At 53.1% G+C, this 14347-nt stretch carries 17 protein-coding genes; 9 read left to right on the top strand and 8 right to left on the bottom strand.

Annotated elements, in window-relative coordinates; all coding sequences use genetic code 11:
• Positions 1-159: 159 nt before the first annotated feature.
• Entirely contained in the window at positions 160-387 is a 228-nt protein-coding gene (locus tag JMJ04_RS14600) for a bacteriocin (protein ID WP_236038028.1), read from the bottom strand.
• A 529-nt stretch (positions 388-916) separates the two neighbouring features.
• Between JMJ04_RS14600 and JMJ04_RS14595 the strand changes: the two genes are divergently transcribed.
• Positions 917-1114, top strand: coding sequence for a hypothetical protein (locus tag JMJ04_RS14595; protein WP_201371194.1), 198 nt, complete (start codon positions 917-919; stop codon positions 1112-1114).
• A gap of 179 nt (positions 1115-1293) precedes the next feature.
• Here the strand turns inward: JMJ04_RS14595 and JMJ04_RS14590 are convergent, their stop codons facing one another.
• Entirely contained in the window at positions 1294-3186 is a 1893-nt protein-coding gene (locus JMJ04_RS14590; RefSeq protein ID WP_201371193.1) for a sensor histidine kinase, read from the bottom strand.
• A gap of 303 nt (positions 3187-3489) precedes the next feature.
• Here JMJ04_RS14590 and JMJ04_RS14585 point away from each other — a divergent pair, with 303 nt between their 5' ends.
• Positions 3490-3948 (top strand): hypothetical protein, encoded by a 459-nt coding sequence (locus JMJ04_RS14585; RefSeq protein ID WP_201371192.1) that lies wholly within the window; start codon positions 3490-3492, stop codon positions 3946-3948.
• 307 nt (positions 3949-4255) lie between these two features.
• Here the strand turns inward: JMJ04_RS14585 and JMJ04_RS14580 are convergent, their stop codons facing one another.
• Both JMJ04_RS14580 and JMJ04_RS14575 read right to left on the bottom strand, forming a co-directional pair.
• Entirely contained in the window at positions 4256-4471 is a 216-nt protein-coding gene (locus tag JMJ04_RS14580) for a hypothetical protein (RefSeq protein WP_201371191.1), read from the bottom strand.
• Between the two features lie 14 nt (positions 4472-4485).
• A complete protein-coding gene (locus JMJ04_RS14575; RefSeq protein ID WP_236038026.1) occupies positions 4486-4761 on the bottom strand; it encodes a cupredoxin domain-containing protein in 276 nt (91 codons plus the stop codon).
• A gap of 459 nt (positions 4762-5220) precedes the next feature.
• Between JMJ04_RS14575 and JMJ04_RS14570 the strand changes: the two genes are divergently transcribed.
• From JMJ04_RS14570 to JMJ04_RS14560, 3 genes are all read left to right on the top strand, one after another.
• Positions 5221-5499, top strand: coding sequence for an SHOCT domain-containing protein (locus JMJ04_RS14570; RefSeq protein ID WP_201371189.1), 279 nt, complete (start codon positions 5221-5223; stop codon positions 5497-5499).
• 335 nt (positions 5500-5834) lie between these two features.
• A complete protein-coding gene (locus tag JMJ04_RS14565; protein WP_201371188.1) occupies positions 5835-6053 on the top strand; it encodes a hypothetical protein in 219 nt (72 codons plus the stop codon).
• A 238-nt stretch (positions 6054-6291) separates the two neighbouring features.
• Entirely contained in the window at positions 6292-6525 is a 234-nt protein-coding gene (locus tag JMJ04_RS14560; protein WP_201371187.1) for a hypothetical protein, read from the top strand.
• A 421-nt stretch (positions 6526-6946) separates the two neighbouring features.
• On the opposite strand, the gene JMJ04_RS14555 is transcribed toward JMJ04_RS14560, so the two are convergent.
• Both JMJ04_RS14555 and JMJ04_RS14550 read right to left on the bottom strand, forming a co-directional pair.
• Positions 6947-7471, bottom strand: coding sequence for an NADH-quinone oxidoreductase subunit B (locus JMJ04_RS14555; protein ID WP_420799481.1), 525 nt, complete (start codon positions 7469-7471; stop codon positions 6947-6949).
• Positions 7472-7514: 43 nt separating this feature from the next.
• Positions 7515-8468 (bottom strand): NAD-dependent epimerase/dehydratase family protein, encoded by a 954-nt coding sequence (locus JMJ04_RS14550; RefSeq protein ID WP_201371186.1) that lies wholly within the window; start codon positions 8466-8468, stop codon positions 7515-7517.
• Positions 8469-8661: 193 nt separating this feature from the next.
• Between JMJ04_RS14550 and JMJ04_RS14545 the strand changes: the two genes are divergently transcribed.
• Both JMJ04_RS14545 and JMJ04_RS14540 read left to right on the top strand, forming a co-directional pair.
• Positions 8662-9579 (top strand): RNA polymerase sigma-70 factor, encoded by a 918-nt coding sequence (locus tag JMJ04_RS14545; protein ID WP_201371185.1) that lies wholly within the window; start codon positions 8662-8664, stop codon positions 9577-9579.
• Between the two features lie 409 nt (positions 9580-9988).
• Complete coding sequence (locus JMJ04_RS14540; RefSeq protein WP_201371184.1) at positions 9989-11032, top strand: serine hydrolase domain-containing protein; 1044 nt, start codon at positions 9989-9991, stop codon at positions 11030-11032.
• 165 nt (positions 11033-11197) lie between these two features.
• Here the strand turns inward: JMJ04_RS14540 and JMJ04_RS14535 are convergent, their stop codons facing one another.
• Positions 11198-11590 carry a transposase gene (locus tag JMJ04_RS14535; RefSeq protein ID WP_420799480.1) on the bottom strand — a complete coding sequence of 131 codons (393 nt, stop codon included), beginning with the start codon at positions 11588-11590 and terminating at the stop codon, positions 11198-11200.
• On the opposite strand from JMJ04_RS14535, the gene JMJ04_RS14530 reads away from it, so the two are divergent.
• Both JMJ04_RS14530 and JMJ04_RS48025 read left to right on the top strand, forming a co-directional pair.
• Positions 11589-12110 carry a hypothetical protein gene (locus JMJ04_RS14530; protein ID WP_201371182.1) on the top strand — a complete coding sequence of 174 codons (522 nt, stop codon included), beginning with the start codon at positions 11589-11591 and terminating at the stop codon, positions 12108-12110. The two genes, JMJ04_RS14535 and JMJ04_RS14530, sit on opposite strands and share 2 nt — an antisense overlap.
• Before the next feature lie 141 nt (positions 12111-12251).
• Positions 12252-12377, top strand: coding sequence for a hypothetical protein (locus JMJ04_RS48025; protein ID WP_268887338.1), 126 nt, complete (start codon positions 12252-12254; stop codon positions 12375-12377).
• Positions 12378-12422: 45 nt separating this feature from the next.
• Here JMJ04_RS48025 and JMJ04_RS14525 read toward each other — a convergent pair whose 3' ends face one another.
• Positions 12423-14318, bottom strand: coding sequence for a hypothetical protein (locus JMJ04_RS14525; RefSeq protein ID WP_201371181.1), 1896 nt, complete (start codon positions 14316-14318; stop codon positions 12423-12425).
• Positions 14319-14347 lie beyond the last annotated feature (29 nt).

Genomic DNA, 14347 nt, shown 5'->3' with positions numbered 1-14347 from the left:
TTGGTAAGTGCTTCGAACAACTTACCAACCGGCTGGAGAAACTCTGCTCGCAATGCATTTCCCAGTGACTACGAGCAGAGCCGCATTTGAGAGATCATATGACAGAGCAAATAGAAAACGTCTAGGCGTTTTCCCTGCGTTCCATCAATCTTTGCGCTGCTAGAGGCCGAGATCAGTGCCAAGACCAAGGTTCACGCTACCGGCTGGAGTCTGCACGCCAACGTTCACACCACCAGTCGCAAGAGGGAGGCTTGTTGACGTCGCCGTCGTCGTGGCATTTGATGCGGTGCCGTTGACTGTATTCAAGACCGAGCCCACGACACCACCAAACAGACCGGAGCCGCCAGCAACTTGGTCTAGATCCTCATCGGTCAACTCCTGGAACATGGGATTTTTCTCGTCGAACATAAAAACAAATCCTCCTTGACAAACTACTAAAAAACGAGTGATCTGCTATCTCATGAGAGATGGATCACTATGGTCAAGTTCAGGTCGATCGGCTTTCCCATAACAAGGCATCATAGCGACTGTCCGCATGGAGTCGCGACGGAAGAGTATGGGAAGCGACCTTTCCCATACGTCCAAGAACGTTCCCATTGCATAGGCGTTCTTGAAACTATGGATAGTATACTACTCTCAAAATAGTCTTTAGCTCACGCCATCTGCAATATAGCCGCATGGTACCACTTATCAGCGACAAAATACACAAAGGATGAGTTTGCATGATGTAATATACTCATCATTATTAATGTACACATTTTAATTTATCGCACTATAAATTAAAATGTGGGTATGCGACTTCTACAGGGTATGTGGCAAGAAGTATATCGATCTGCTACAGTTGAGACTCAAGAAAAATCGCATATTCAAGCAGCACAGGAAAGGGTACATTGAGGATGAAGCTTTTGATGGTGAAATGGCAGCAATCACCCTCGCATTCAAAAGGCTTGATGTTCCAGAGGCAGGGGGAGTCACCTACGACGAGGTGAGAGAAACTGGTGAACACCTCCCGGGCATGGCCGCCTTGTGGGATATCGCGACACCTGAAGAGCGCTATGAGATGGTCACGATTCTCTTAGAGCCAGAGGGCCCACGGGTTGCCCAACGAGCTTAGCAAAGTGCTGAGTACAACTCTTCGAGGAGGCAAAAAGCGGCCCCAGGACTGCATTCTACCAGGTGGAAGACGCCATTGTAATCCCCTGTCATTGCGGGCCGCTCTGACATCCTACTTCGCAGGATATCCACTTACAGCGGTGTTCACAAAGATTGAGCCAGATGGCAAGGGAACGTGTCTCATTTTCCTCGAGATGGTTTGATGGGCAAGGTAAACCAGAAGGTGGCTCCCTCGCCAGGAGCACTCTGTACCCCAACGCTCCCCTCATGCCGTTCAATGAACACCCGGCACAAATAGAGAGCCAATCCGAAGCTCAGATCTAGTTCATGCTGGACGGCACACCCTTTGGCGCGATAGAAGCGTTCCCAGATATGATCGAGCTCTTCTCTCGCAATGCCTGATCCCTCGTTATGGACTGCGACACGGGCGAGCGCCTCCGTAATGCGTAACTGCACCACCACAGGCTGTCCTGGGGGAGAATAGGTGCGTGCATTCGTCAGGTAGGTGGTGAGCACGTGCTTGATCCGCCCGGCATCGGCGAGGATGGGCACGCCTTGTGCCAAAGGTGGAACATCCAGCACGATGGAGTGCTCTGGCGCGGTGTGTTGCTGCCTGGCTACCACCTCTCTGAGCAAGGTGCCCAGATCCTCAGGGTTCAAGGACAACGTGAGTGTATGGGTCTGTATACGCGCATCATCGATCAAGTCATTGATGATACGCTGCTGAAGTTGGGCACTCTGCGAGGCAGCTGCTAAGGGGCGCTGAGCATGGGCAAGGGGTTCACGGATCTGAACAGACAGAGGAGCGAGCTGCTTTTTTAAGGTCTGCAATCGGCGCTGTGCTAATTGCAGATTGCCCATGATCCCCGTCAGCGGAGTGCGCAGTTCATGCGTGGCCAAGGTCAGAAAGTCGCCAGCCAGGCGTCTCACCTCCTGCTGGGCAAGTGCTTTCTTCTGTTTCTCTTCCTGCGCGTAAAAACAGTGGATCCCCTCAATGAGCAGCATGGCCTGCGCGGTGACGGCTTTCACGAGCGCGATCTCCTCTGGCGTGTATGCTCCTTCCGAATTCGCTTTGGTGGCCATCAGCGCACCAACCCACTGCTGCTCCAGAAACAGCGGAAGTAACAGGAAGGTCTCGGAGCCAGGAGACGAGGGGTAAAGAGACGCCGGAAAAGGCAGTTGTTTCCCGAGACGTTCAATGGTGTGCACCTGATTCATCGCAATTCCGACCTCCTGGTTGGCGCCCAAGCGAGCCCATGCCGCGTCGCCAAGCACTTCTGAGGGATGGAAGAATCCCCCGATGTCCCGCCAGTACTGTTCTTGTTCAGCGGTATAGCCGGTTCCTGCGACATAATACAAATGGCCCGTTCGATGACCGAACGCGAGCATACCTACCCGGTGACAATCCAGGACAGACTGGATGACACCCACCACCTGCTGGGCCACATAGAGCACCGGAGGCGAGAGGAGGAAGGTCTCTTCTGGCAAGATAGATTCCGTCTGTTCAGGAATATGCGCGATCGCGTTGAGCAGGTCCAACATTGACTCGTGGACACGTTGGAGACGGGAGACGGCCTGAGAATAATAGGCGAGCTCCTGGAAGACAAAGATGATTTCTTCTATGCCTCGCTCTTGATCAACCACGGGAAAGGAGCGGACAGAGACTGAGATCTTGCGCCCCGAAGGCAGATCCAGCAGAAGCGTCTGTTCTGGCGGGCTGGCTCCTGCTTTCCCCGCAAGAGCGAGGTTCATCAGCCATTGCCCTGAGGCAACGAATGGTGACTGCTCATCAGAGCGGATGTAGTGTTTGAGAAACTGCTGGTAATCTTTTCCTTGACATTGAGTTTCGGAATCCACTTCAAAGAGCTTGCGAGCAGCGGCATTGATCCGGACAATCTTCTGGTTGCAATCACACGCAATAAGACTATCCGGAAAAAACTCCCAGGCGGCTTTCAACCGGTTAAGTTGCTTGTGTGCTCCCCTCAAAGGGCGAGTGTGAGGAATAGTCTTCCCGCCAGGCATCCCACCTCGTTCCTGTTTGCGTTGTGTGACATGGTGTGAGCTTTTATCCACCACAGAGCTCCTTTCGGAAATGCACCATCGCTCTCTAAGCTGAGAAAAAGAGCATCCGACCAAGGTTATTGTATGCGTTGTAGAGAGAGATGGCAATCTCATCACATGGAGATGACCAGGACGAGCACGCTGGTTTGAAAGACAGGCGAAAGAATGAGGTGGCTCAACCTTTGTGAACACCGCTGTAGGAGAGTATAGATGTTTCTGTGCCTTCAATACAAGCCAACCTCGAAGGGATAAAGAGGGGTAGTACCTCATTGCGCATCCCGTGGGGAGGGGTTCTCCTATGATGCCGAACTGAAAATGATTGCTGCGCTCAAACCCCGCCCGGCATTCCTGCCCATCTTGAGCATGCTTCAAAGAGTCTTTGAAAACAAAGAAACCAGTGAACTGCTTGTGACAGTTCACTGGTCGCGGCGGAACCGACGGGCCACGAACCACCGGTCGCACCTGGCCTTGATCCCCATTGACAAGCTGTTCGCTGGTCGTGGTGATATTCTTGTCTCTACGCCGGAGTCCAGTTCTGAATATGTCCAATCTGATGATCCATTTGATCAAGCACCTGATAATCTAGGAGTGGTTTCTCTCTCTCAACGCCGCCCAGGTCCAGATACGCCACCGTGGAAAATTCCCGCTTCCGAATGGCCGAATGTGGTCCGCCGCGTTCTCGAGAACCAGGAGCCTCTGCGGAAGGTAGCGGAGGAGTATAGGGTTTCGTATGAGACGATCAGGTGTGTCATTCGTGCCGCTTGCAAACAGTAGGGAAGCCCTTATTGGTAACGACACTCACAGAGCAAAGGGAGCCATGATTCCAAGAGCTGAGTGATAAAGAAAGATGTAATTGCATTATCCTGGAGCAGGAGAACTGAACGGGCTATTGAAGCTGTTTCAGCTGAATGCACATCTCGTTGCCCAACACGTGGCAAGGCAATCCCGTTCCACCATCTTGGAAAAACACGCACGACGTGTTTCTCCCTCTATTTCCTCCACTATGGCAAATTTGCATGCGCGTGTCTATGGGGCCAGCTCGGTGCCAGGGCTCTCCAGTCCTCAGCGAAGCGGTCCCTTTTCAAAGCACCTTCGCGCCTGTGGCGCTCAGGGGGAAGGGTGTATGGAGGCGGGCTGGCTCTGCCAGCCCGCCTCCATACACCCTTCCCGCAGGCTCGCTGCGCGAGCCGGAGTAACAGCCAGGGAGAATTAGAAGACCCTGGGCGATTTTGGAGAATCCGGCCTTGATGGGCGCGAGTGGTTGCCCCGCCACGTCAGGCCACGTGCGCTCAGGCATCCACTGCGCACTTCTTATTGCACTACAACGGTCAGGTTCATACCGGCATGGACGGTGCAGTAGAGCTTGAACGTTCCGGCCGTGGTGAAGGGACCAAAGGTCTGCGAACTGTAGCCGTCGACCTGCACATCCTTGACCTGCGGTGCGCCCGACTCTCTGGCCAGTTGCGCCGTGCCGCTCTCCCAGGTTCCATTAGCGATAATGTGCGGCGTCAATGTATCGCTAATCAGCTTGAGACGCTCCCCCTTCTTGATCGTTATGGAAGTCTGAACGAAATTTGTATCGTTCATATGGACGGTATTCCTTTCTATACTGGTAGCGGAGCCGACAGAGCCGCAGGCTACCAGGAGAAGGGTAATAAGACTACACAGCATCAATATGACAAGCACTTTTCTGGACATACTCTTTCCTCTTTATACTATCTTCCTGCTTGAAGCGCAGGAGCTTTGATGACTAACCGCTTGAGGCGGAGATACCACGCACTGAGAACTCCGATGAGCGTGAGTGCGTCCAGATCCACTATAGGATGTTGCAGTACGAGTATAGTGCTCGAAGGTGACAGGAATGTGAATATCTCTGCCCATTTTTGTCATCAATCTGTCATCCATTGCGTACGTAATAGATGACAGATTGATGACAAAAGGAAGTGGCAAAGTTCATGCCCCTGTCATCCTCTCCAGTTACACTGATGCTACACGCTCGTAGAGTTGAATTTGGGCAAACAAGAGTATGAAAGAGAGGTTTTTCTTATGCATTGGGAACATTGGGGAGCTGGGGCTGCGGCAGGAGCTAGCCTGTGGCCACTTCACTTTTTCTGCCTGCTGCTCATAGGACTCCTGATAGGGGGAGCCATCTACTGGTTGAATCACAGGGGCAAGGAGTTGGGCAGCTTCCCGTCCGGGATACCCCGCAGTGAGCCTGCCAGCCCTGCCGGGCCTGACGCGATGGAAGTGTTACGCCAGCGGTATGCACGCGGTGAGATCGACGCCACCACTTTTGAGCAGATGCGCGAGCGCCTGGGAGGCTAGAAACCGCCAGACTCGCAGGAGAGGACATCAGCCTCCACAGCGAGCAGGCTGGGCACTCGGCTCTGGCTGGCTGGAACAGAGCGTGTGAGCCAAGACAAAGGGCTTGCGGACGCGTTGATGCAACAGGTGTGCCGATCGGCCCAGGCCCTGCACCCCTTGCTCGTTTTGACGGATGGTTGGGCAACTTCTCCCAACAGCATTCGACGCGCTTTTCGCGAGAAGGTCAAGAAGATGGTAGGGGTCGGTCGAGCCTCCTTAGAAGTGTGGCCACTCCTGCACATCGGGACAGTGATCAAGCGAACAGAGAAAAACGGGTCGTGGAGGTCACCCACAAGATGGCTCACAGTCTGCTCGATCAGGCAGAGAAGTTGCTCCATCTCTCGGGTGGGGGAAGCATGCTCAATACGGCTTTTATTGAACGTTTGAATGTAACCATCCGTGAGCGACTCGCGAATCTGACCTGCAAAAGTCGGCACGCAGCCTCGCGCTTACAGACGTTGCAAAGCGGAATGTACTTGATTGGCTGTACCTATAATTTGTGTTTGGCTCAATAAGAACTCTCTAAAGCCAAACATATCTGATCTTCTTGCACGCCTGCCCTGGCTGCTGGACTCACAGATCATATCTGGAGATTTCGAGAATTGTTGAGCTATCGCGTCGCTCCCGCCCCTTGGGTTGAACTGAAACGACGAGGACGGACAAAGAAGCAGGCAGCTTCTCCTGATGAACAGAGTACTCCGAAGCGAGTCCGGTCGCGTCCTCGACCGATGCTTCGCTTGCGCAAGGGGTCTTATGCTCGACCACCAGTTAATGTGGCTCTACCCACTCACGGTAAATGATGAGCTTATCTCTCTGGTTTCTTACCGTTTTCAAGCTCAGGCCCAGATCTTTTGCTCTTTGGTAGAAGAGCTTATCACCGAGAGTGATATTGGTGGCGAATTGGTTTCTCTGGCTCAAACTGCAGAGGTGTTGCCTCTCATCGCAAGCTCAATTTTTGATTTCGCCACCAATATCGAGAGTGTGTAAGAACCGCTCTTCGGTTCTTACACACTCTCGATACTGCTGGCGAACCTTGGAGAGGACGATGAGGTAGCCAGGTAACAGGCGCTGCGTGAAGAGACCCGGATCTGCGAACACCCTTGAGCCAAGCAGAAGCCTGACAAAAGGAGGAATTGCTGCTATATTCCGCATTTCGTCGAAGATTGATGAGCTTTCAGCATGCTTGAGATCCAGACGCGCTCTTTACAAGGCCACTCTGATGCGATCGAGAGGGGTTCGCCAGCAGTATCACTCTCGGTGAAGCTCGCTTGCTACTGCCACATCGATAGATCGTTCTACACCAAGAAAACTACTGTTGCAGAAGGATCAGATGAAGAGATGGAAGTGCCTGCTACGCTCGCATTACCAGAGGAAATGGAAGGAAATGCCCTTCGTCGCGCCCATCCTCTTATGGAAGAGTCCGTTGAAGAGCTAGTCCCTGCTTCTCAATTTTCTCTCGCAGTTTGAGTATCCCTTCGATGAGCGCCTCTGGACGAGGAGGGCATCCAGGAACATACACATCGACCGGCACAATGGTATCGACCCCCTGGATGGTATAATAGCTATCATAAAACTCTCCCCCTGAATTCGCACATTGCCCCATGCTGATCACCCATTTAGGTTCAGGCATTTGTTCCCAGAGCAAACGCAGGCGAGGCGCCATCTTGACCGAGAGGGTACCTGCGACGATCATCAGATCCGCCTGGCGAGGACTGGCGCGGAAGACCTCGGAGCCAAAGCGAGCGATGTCATACTGCGGGGACGAAGCCGCCGCGATCATCTCGATTCCACAGCACGCCAATGCATACATAAAAGGCCATACAGAACGAGAGCGCGCCCAGTTCTGCGCCCATTGCACCATATCGTGAAGTGAGGTCAGGACCACAGGCATTTCCTGTTGCCCAGGGAGATACTCACCTGGATGCGTCGCCATCGTGAGTGGGATAGGCTGATGTTTTGCGCGTTTCAACGGTTGCTCAGGCATAGGAAGCCATCCTTTCCGATACATGCTTCTCCTCTGCGATCAAGGTCCACCCCTGACGTGCATGAGAAACAGTGGGCCTCCAGGTGGTCAGTTCTTGAAAGCGGCGGTTGGAGACGCGCTGACTCCGGTTGGTCATGTCTGCCGCGGCCCCCGCCAGAAACTTCATCACGGCATTCGGGATGCGCAGCAGGTGGCGTTTCCCCACACTGTGCGCTAGGGCGCTCACAAAGGCATCGCGTGTGAGCGGCTCGTCATCGACGATATCATAGACACCAGCGGGAGCCTCGGCTAGGGCAATGACAATGGCGCGGGCGGCGTCTTCTAGCCAGATGTAGGAGAGATAGGCATCACCTGGTCCTGGCAGAGCGGCAAAGCCCTTCTGTGCCATCTGGAATTGTTCCAGCGCGGATGGCACATCTGGCCCATATAAATTCCCCATGCGTAGCACGATCCCCTTGCGCTTTTCTTGTGTGAAGCGCGCCACCTCCGCTTCCGCGTCAATGGTTGCCTGCTGGATCACATGCGATTGCACAGGGGTCGAGAGCGCGTCAATCCATTGTGCTCCCCGATCAGGATACACATAATAGAAACTGGGATAGACAAAAGTCTGTACTCCGACCGCCAGGGCCGCATCGGCCAGGGTGCGCGTGCCATCACGGCGGATATGATCATTCTCTTGCCACGACTCAACTTTCCCCATACGCGCCGTCGGCGGAATTTTGGTTGCCAAGTGCACAATAGCAGTGGCATTGGTCGCTTCCAGCACCCTGGTGAGCGAGGCACGGTCGAAGAGATCCGCAGTAATGGGTTCAGCGCCTAATTGCCGAATAACGGCTGTATTCTTTTCCGAGTGGCTCAGAGCGTAGACCTGATGTCCGGATGCTATGAGCAACGGGATTGTGGCTTTCCCGAGGGCACCTGTCGCTCCTGCAACAAAAATGTTCATCGCTTGTATTCTCCTCTCTGTTATGAACAGACTTTTCTCTCAAAAGAGCGCTTTCAACGCTTCCAGAAAGGAGACAACTGAGCCAATGAAAATGTGACAGCGGAGCGGAACATTTGTCTCTGCACTTCCCGTGGATTATAATGCATTGAGCATCATGTGTTTAGAGACCATCTAGAATATCGGAAACGCCACTATGGAGCAATTTCAGCAATATCGTCCTCTGCTTTTCTCGATCGCATACCGCATGACTGGGAGCGCAAATCAGGCTGAAGATATTGTTCAGGATGCGTATCTGAAGTATCAGCAGGCAGATACTACTTCCATCCAGTCGCCCAAAGCCTATCTGACGACGATTGTCACCAATCTCGGCCTCAACTATCTCAAATCAGCCCATGCCCAGCGGGAAGAATATATTGGGATATGGCTTCCTGAGCCTGTGCTCACCTCATTGGCCGATGATGAGTCACCGGAAACGACATTTGAGCAGAAAGAGTCTCTATCCACGGCCTTTCTCGTGCTCCTGGAGACATTGTCCCCCCCGGAGCGGGCCGTGTTTCTGTTCCATGAAGTGTTTGACTATTCATTCGCAGAAATCGCCGAACTCCTTGGGAAAAGCCCGGCAAATTGTCGACAACTCTTTCATCGAGCGAAAAGCCATGTCGCAGAGAAGCGGCACCGAGTGGAAGTCGAGCCAGAAACGCAGCGTCAACTCATGGAGTCATTTATCACTGCCTGCCAGTCTGGAAATCTCACGACGTTGACGAAACTACTTGCCAGCGATGTAATCGCTTGGGCGGATGGTGGTGGGAAGGTACACGCGGCCCTGCATCCAGTCTCTGGTCAGGAAACGATTGCTAAACTCTTCATTACGCTGATGCGCAAAGTACCAGCAAACTATATCCTCTTCATCGAGGAAGTGAATGGCGTGCCCGCGCTTTTATCCTGGAGTGATTCACAACTCAACTGGGTATTGATGCTTGATATCCGCGATAATGCCATTGTCGGAGTATACAGTGTCTTAAATCCCGACAAACTGGCCTTTCTGCAACGTCAACTGGAGAAACGGCAAGAGCAACAAGAGCACACCGCCCAATTTCGCGCCACTAACTGACGCCATATGCAAGTTCTTCCTGCACAATCGCGACTGCGCAGCTTATCCTGTAGAAGTTGTATTTGCACTGGAGTGGAGGTGGTGCAGTTTGGGAGTGGCAGGGGAGCAGGGGGAGCGCTCCTCTGCGTGCGCTTCCTACCGCTGGTTTGTTGACTCGGGGTTTCGACTCATTTGAAACCCATCAACGAGTGCTTCGCTCAGCTCAAATTGCTCAGGATGTTCACTCGAAATCATAAGCGATTTCCCGAGTCAACAAACTACCGCTACAGCGGTCTTCTCAAAGATTGAGCTTTTCCTCCACACCGCTTGCATGTCTGTGCTTGTTTCAGTTACAATACAAAACGATTTTGAACCAACCCGAATGGAGGAGCATGGGATAAACGAAAGAGCAAGCATTCAGAAGACAGGATTGTCGCAAGAACGTCTGGATCGCTTGAGCAGCATCTTGCACTGCTACGTCGAGCGCGGCGAGGAAGCCTACGCCGAGACCATTGGCTGGCAAGACAGAGAGGCACAGATCCCCATCCAGCGCGATACGCTCTTTCGTATCATGTCCATGACCAAACCGGTAACGACTGTCGTTGCCTTGATGCTAGTCGAAGAAGGCAGGCTTCGCCTCTACGACTCGGTGGATACCTGGCTCCCAGAACTGACACACCGCATGGTGATGCGCGACCCGGATGGCGAGCCCGCGGAAGTCTATCCATCTCCCCGCTCGATTACGCTGCACGACCTGCTCACCTATCGTCTCGGCATCGGGTGGGGACCGTCTTCGCTCTGGCCACGCACCTTTGCTTTGTTTCCCTACCCGCCACAGCTTGAGCAAACCGAGCGTTTGGACCCCGACGCCTGGATGGCCCGTTTGTCCGCTCTCCCCTTGCTCTATGAGCCAGGGATGCGGTGGCTCTACGAGATGGCCTCTGATCTTCTAGGGGTGCTGATTGCCCGGGTCAGGGGCCAGTCGCTGGAAATGGTATTGCGTCAGCGCATCTTCGAGCCGCTGGGGATGGGAGATACAAGCTTTGCGGTGCCTCTAGACAAACGCAGCAGGCCGGCGGTGCTCTATGCGAAAACGGCCGCAGCAGAACTCACGGTAGCGGATCATCCTCGCAGGACGGGTTGGGCTGAGCCGCCGCTCTTCCCATCCAGAGGAGCTGGCCTGGTTTCCACCGCTGACGATTACCAGCGGTTCGGGCAGATGTTGCTAGGCAAAGGGGACCTGGATGGCGTGCGTCTCCTCTCACGCAAGGCAGTAGAAGCGATGACGACCGACTATCTCACGCCTGAGCAACATACCTACCCCTTTTTTGAATTTGATCGCTACGATGCTGATCGATCCGGGATGTGGACCAACCGGGGGGTTGGTTATAGAGTAGCGGTCAGGACCAGACAAGTCAGTCTCGGACCAAGAGTCGGCTCCTTTGGCTGGCCAGGAGCGTTGGGGACGACCTGATGGCAACCCTGCTGCTTCAGGTCGGGAGTGACAACCCGTTCTACACGCAAGTTGGTGAGGATTTTGTCACACTGACCTATCAGGCGATCTGTGATTGAAGAGTGCAGGACCTCTGGCTGGCATGGCCACGATCCTCATTCCGATCGATGGGAGGAGCGAGCGTCCTTACCCTGCCGTATCGACAGGCAGATAGCCACAGTATCCGAACCATCCGTGAGCATCCTGTATCGTAATGGGCAGAAGAGCTTGTCCAATGGCCTCTTGTAATGCCTCTGGAGGGCGTGCTCCCACCCGGCGTAAAAAGGCTTTGAGTTTCGAGAACGCCTCCTCGATTGGTGACAAATCGGGGGAGTAGGATGGGAGAAACAAGAGCTGGCAACCCCTTGCCGAAAGAGCCTGCCGTACCTTTTCTCCTGCGTGACTGCTCAAATTATCCATCACGGCGATTTGTCCCGCTTGCAGACTCGGTGCGAGAATCTGTTCGATGTATATCTCAAAGGCGATAGTATCCGTAGGCCCCTCAAGCACAAGCGCCTCGCCCGAAGAGCGGCATGAGATGGTCTCAATTCTCTTGGAGCCAGAGGGATTATATTATGATGCCGAACTGAAAATGATTGCTGCACTCAAACCACGCCCGGCATTCTTGCCCATTTTACGTCTGCTTCAAGGAGTCTTTGAATACAAAGAAACCAGTGAACTGCTTGTGACAATTCACTGGTCGCAACGGAACCGACGGGCGACGAACCACCGGTCGCACCTGGCCTTGATCCCCATTGACAAGTTGTTTTCGGGTCGCGGTGACACTCTTGTCTCTACGCCGAAGTCCAGTTCTGATTACGCTCAATCTGGTACCCCATTAGAACAGGCCTTTGAGAATCCAGTAGGCATTCCTTTATCGCAACGACGCCCAGGACCACATCATCCCCAATGGAAGATTCCACAAGTTGAATGGCAGACCGTACTACAACGCGTCACGGAGAATCACGAGCCACTGCGCAAAGTTGCAAAAGATTATGGCGTCTCATATGAGACGATCAGGCGTACGGTTCTTGCTGCTCGTCAAAGGGAAAGAGGATGAGTCATTCTACCATTTCACTACTAGTATCTGACAAAGGAGGCTATCGAGTAAATTACGTGCTGCGCTCTGCTTGCGTCGCCCGCGTTTTGGTTTTCCCGTCGCATCTGGAGGGGGACTGACCTGTTCGCCCAGGAGCAGCGTTTGGCCGTTGAAGAGGGGGGCTATGCTGGTCCCATTGAGGTCGAGATTTTTAATTACGCGATCTGGCATACACCAGGAGATGAAGTGCTGCATCTGATGAAAGAGCGCTATCTCGCGTATGTGTAGAGAATGATGGGAGAGGGCAAAGGTTAGCAGCATCAATGATCCAGGTTATTGGATAATCTTTACCTTTGCCCCTTTTATCCAAAATGTGAGCCAGTAAGTTATTCCCAAGGGAGTGAGGATACCAGCCTCGACAGCCATCAAGCTAATATCCCACCCGTAACCAAAACCAAATCCCCACTCGACATGGGATACCAAATTGACCAGGAAGGTTAAGATGGCAAGACCGAGCCAGATAATAGGTCCCCACTGGTGAGATACCCAAATTAATTCCCATAGTTCATCTAGCCCCTCACTGAGAATCCCCACGACTGAGGCGAAGAGACCCATGCCTCCTCCAACGATTAAGCCAATGTACAACTGTCGGTCGAGCCACACCCGCTGGCTCAAGCCAAACAAGAAGAAATTACTGGTATCTGAAGGATGTGTGAAGGAAGAGGTATAGGCAGCCAGGCCAGAAGCTCCAGCGGCGCTGATCAGCGCTATGATGATCATAATAGAGATATTTACAACCTTGCGATAAGCAGTTAGATAGATAAGGGGCGCAGCAACAAGCACCGTTCCCATAGACCATAACCAGGAGTAAGGGACACTTGACCTGATGATAGTATCTGCACCAATTCCAAGCCCGGCGAGCAAGGCAAAAGCAGTAAACCAGGGGAGATATGGCTCATCCCAGGCACCCAAAGTTTCATTAAGGAACTCGTCGCGTGTTTTGACGTTAAGCGGGGCATGGACTGGCTGTGGAGTTGGTCCAGATGGATTATTGAGAGTTCCAAGCGAGGACTGGCTCTGGCTAAGCCGAGAGAATTTGAGGGGAGCAGCAGACTTGTGTGATGGCCGTAAGAACTGACGTGCAAAAAGAGATCGTTGATTTTCTGACTGATCAGCAGGTTTTTCTAGAGCCTCTTCCACTTTGGGAACTTGCTCATCCACAGCTTTCTGCTTTTCCTCGCCTGAATGTGGCATTTCCAACTCAGAAGCACTGTAAACAGGCTGAGCTTCTCCCGGACGAATGAGCGTCTCATCAGCTTCAAGGGCATCTTTATCCTGAGCTTTGCTCGCCTGTTCCTCAGCAGCTTTACGGGACTGGTACTTCTCAAACCAGGGATTGGGGAAGAAGGGAATATCCGCCACATCACCTTCGCTCTGGTCTGGGGAAAGGACAACGGGCAGGGGAGCATTCCGTATCTCATGCAACAGATCCGCTGCGTTGTCCTTCACATCGCGCAACGACAAATATTCCTGCTGTATTGCCGTTCCCTCAACCAGCGTATCCAGAAAGGCCTTGCTGAACATCGTCCAACTGCTATCGGGGAGAAGCCGAGAGGGCGACGTGTGACTAGATGAACAGAGGAGCGTTGTGCCTTTGCTGGGGAAGCCGCGTGTTTTCCGTTTTACCTCAAACGCCTCGATGGTCTTTTGCTGAGCTACCTGATCGGGCCCTCCGGCTTGAAAGTCACGAAATGCAGCGGCAGCAAAACAGCAATCCAGGATAATCATGCGGCGGAGATGACGTGCTCGCTCGGCCAGCGTATCAGCCAACGACAGCACCTGCATGCTCGATGCTCGCGGATTCTCCGTGCGAGTCCGGCGAATAGCCAGAAAAAAGTCTGAGTCGCGTCCGACAAAGCCACCATGGCCGATAAAGTAGAGCAAGAGATCTCTCCCCGCGTTCCCAGCGGCTTTCATGATTGTCAGACGTTGCTCGAGAAATTGTCCAATCGCCGTGTCCAACTCATCAGCGCTTTTGTCTGAGTCGAAGAGATCAAGTAGATTCTCAGCAGGGAGTCCAAAGAGCCTGGGATTGAGAAAATATGCCTTGAGCCTCCGCGCTGCATTGGCAAACGCCTCCGAACTTTGGAATTCAGGATAAAACGGCCACGCACTGGCACCCAATAAAATCAATAGGGTTGTTTGTGGCGAGGGTTCCTGTGCTTCCATACCGACGAGTTATCCTGTTTCCGAAAATT

Source organism: Ktedonobacter robiniae (assembly GCF_016587375.1).
GTDB lineage: Bacteria > Chloroflexota > Ktedonobacteria > Ktedonobacterales > Ktedonobacteraceae > Ktedonobacter > Ktedonobacter robiniae.
The sequence above is the reverse complement of the archived record's forward strand: the minus strand, read 5'-3'. Positions and strand labels throughout refer to the sequence as shown.

Bases quoted from the DNA above. Each gene is read 5' to 3' on its own strand.
- JMJ04_RS14600 (WP_236038028.1), bottom strand. From the start codon at position 387: ATGTTCCAGGAGTTGACCGATGAGGATCTAGACCAAGTTGCTGGCGGC.
- JMJ04_RS14595 (WP_201371194.1), top strand. From the start codon at position 917: ATGGCAGCAATCACCCTCGCATTCAAAAGGCTTGATGTTCCAGAGGCA.
- JMJ04_RS14585 (WP_201371192.1), top strand. From the start codon at position 3,490: ATGATTGCTGCGCTCAAACCCCGCCCGGCATTCCTGCCCATCTTGAGC.
- JMJ04_RS14580 (WP_201371191.1), bottom strand. From the start codon at position 4,471: ATGCCTGAGCGCACGTGGCCTGACGTGGCGGGGCAACCACTCGCGCCC.
- JMJ04_RS14575 (WP_236038026.1), bottom strand. From the start codon at position 4,761: ATGAACGATACAAATTTCGTTCAGACTTCCATAACGATCAAGAAGGGG.
- JMJ04_RS14570 (WP_201371189.1), top strand. From the start codon at position 5,221: ATGCATTGGGAACATTGGGGAGCTGGGGCTGCGGCAGGAGCTAGCCTG.
- JMJ04_RS14565 (WP_201371188.1), top strand. From the start codon at position 5,835: ATGGCTCACAGTCTGCTCGATCAGGCAGAGAAGTTGCTCCATCTCTCG.
- JMJ04_RS14560 (WP_201371187.1), top strand. From the start codon at position 6,292: ATGCTCGACCACCAGTTAATGTGGCTCTACCCACTCACGGTAAATGAT.
- JMJ04_RS14555 (WP_420799481.1), bottom strand. From the start codon at position 7,471: ATGGCGACGCATCCAGGTGAGTATCTCCCTGGGCAACAGGAAATGCCT.
- JMJ04_RS14550 (WP_201371186.1), bottom strand. From the start codon at position 8,468: ATGAACATTTTTGTTGCAGGAGCGACAGGTGCCCTCGGGAAAGCCACA.
- JMJ04_RS14545 (WP_201371185.1), top strand. From the start codon at position 8,662: ATGGAGCAATTTCAGCAATATCGTCCTCTGCTTTTCTCGATCGCATAC.
- JMJ04_RS14530 (WP_201371182.1), top strand. From the start codon at position 11,589: ATGGTCTCAATTCTCTTGGAGCCAGAGGGATTATATTATGATGCCGAA.
- JMJ04_RS14525 (WP_201371181.1), bottom strand. From the start codon at position 14,318: ATGGAAGCACAGGAACCCTCGCCACAAACAACCCTATTGATTTTATTG.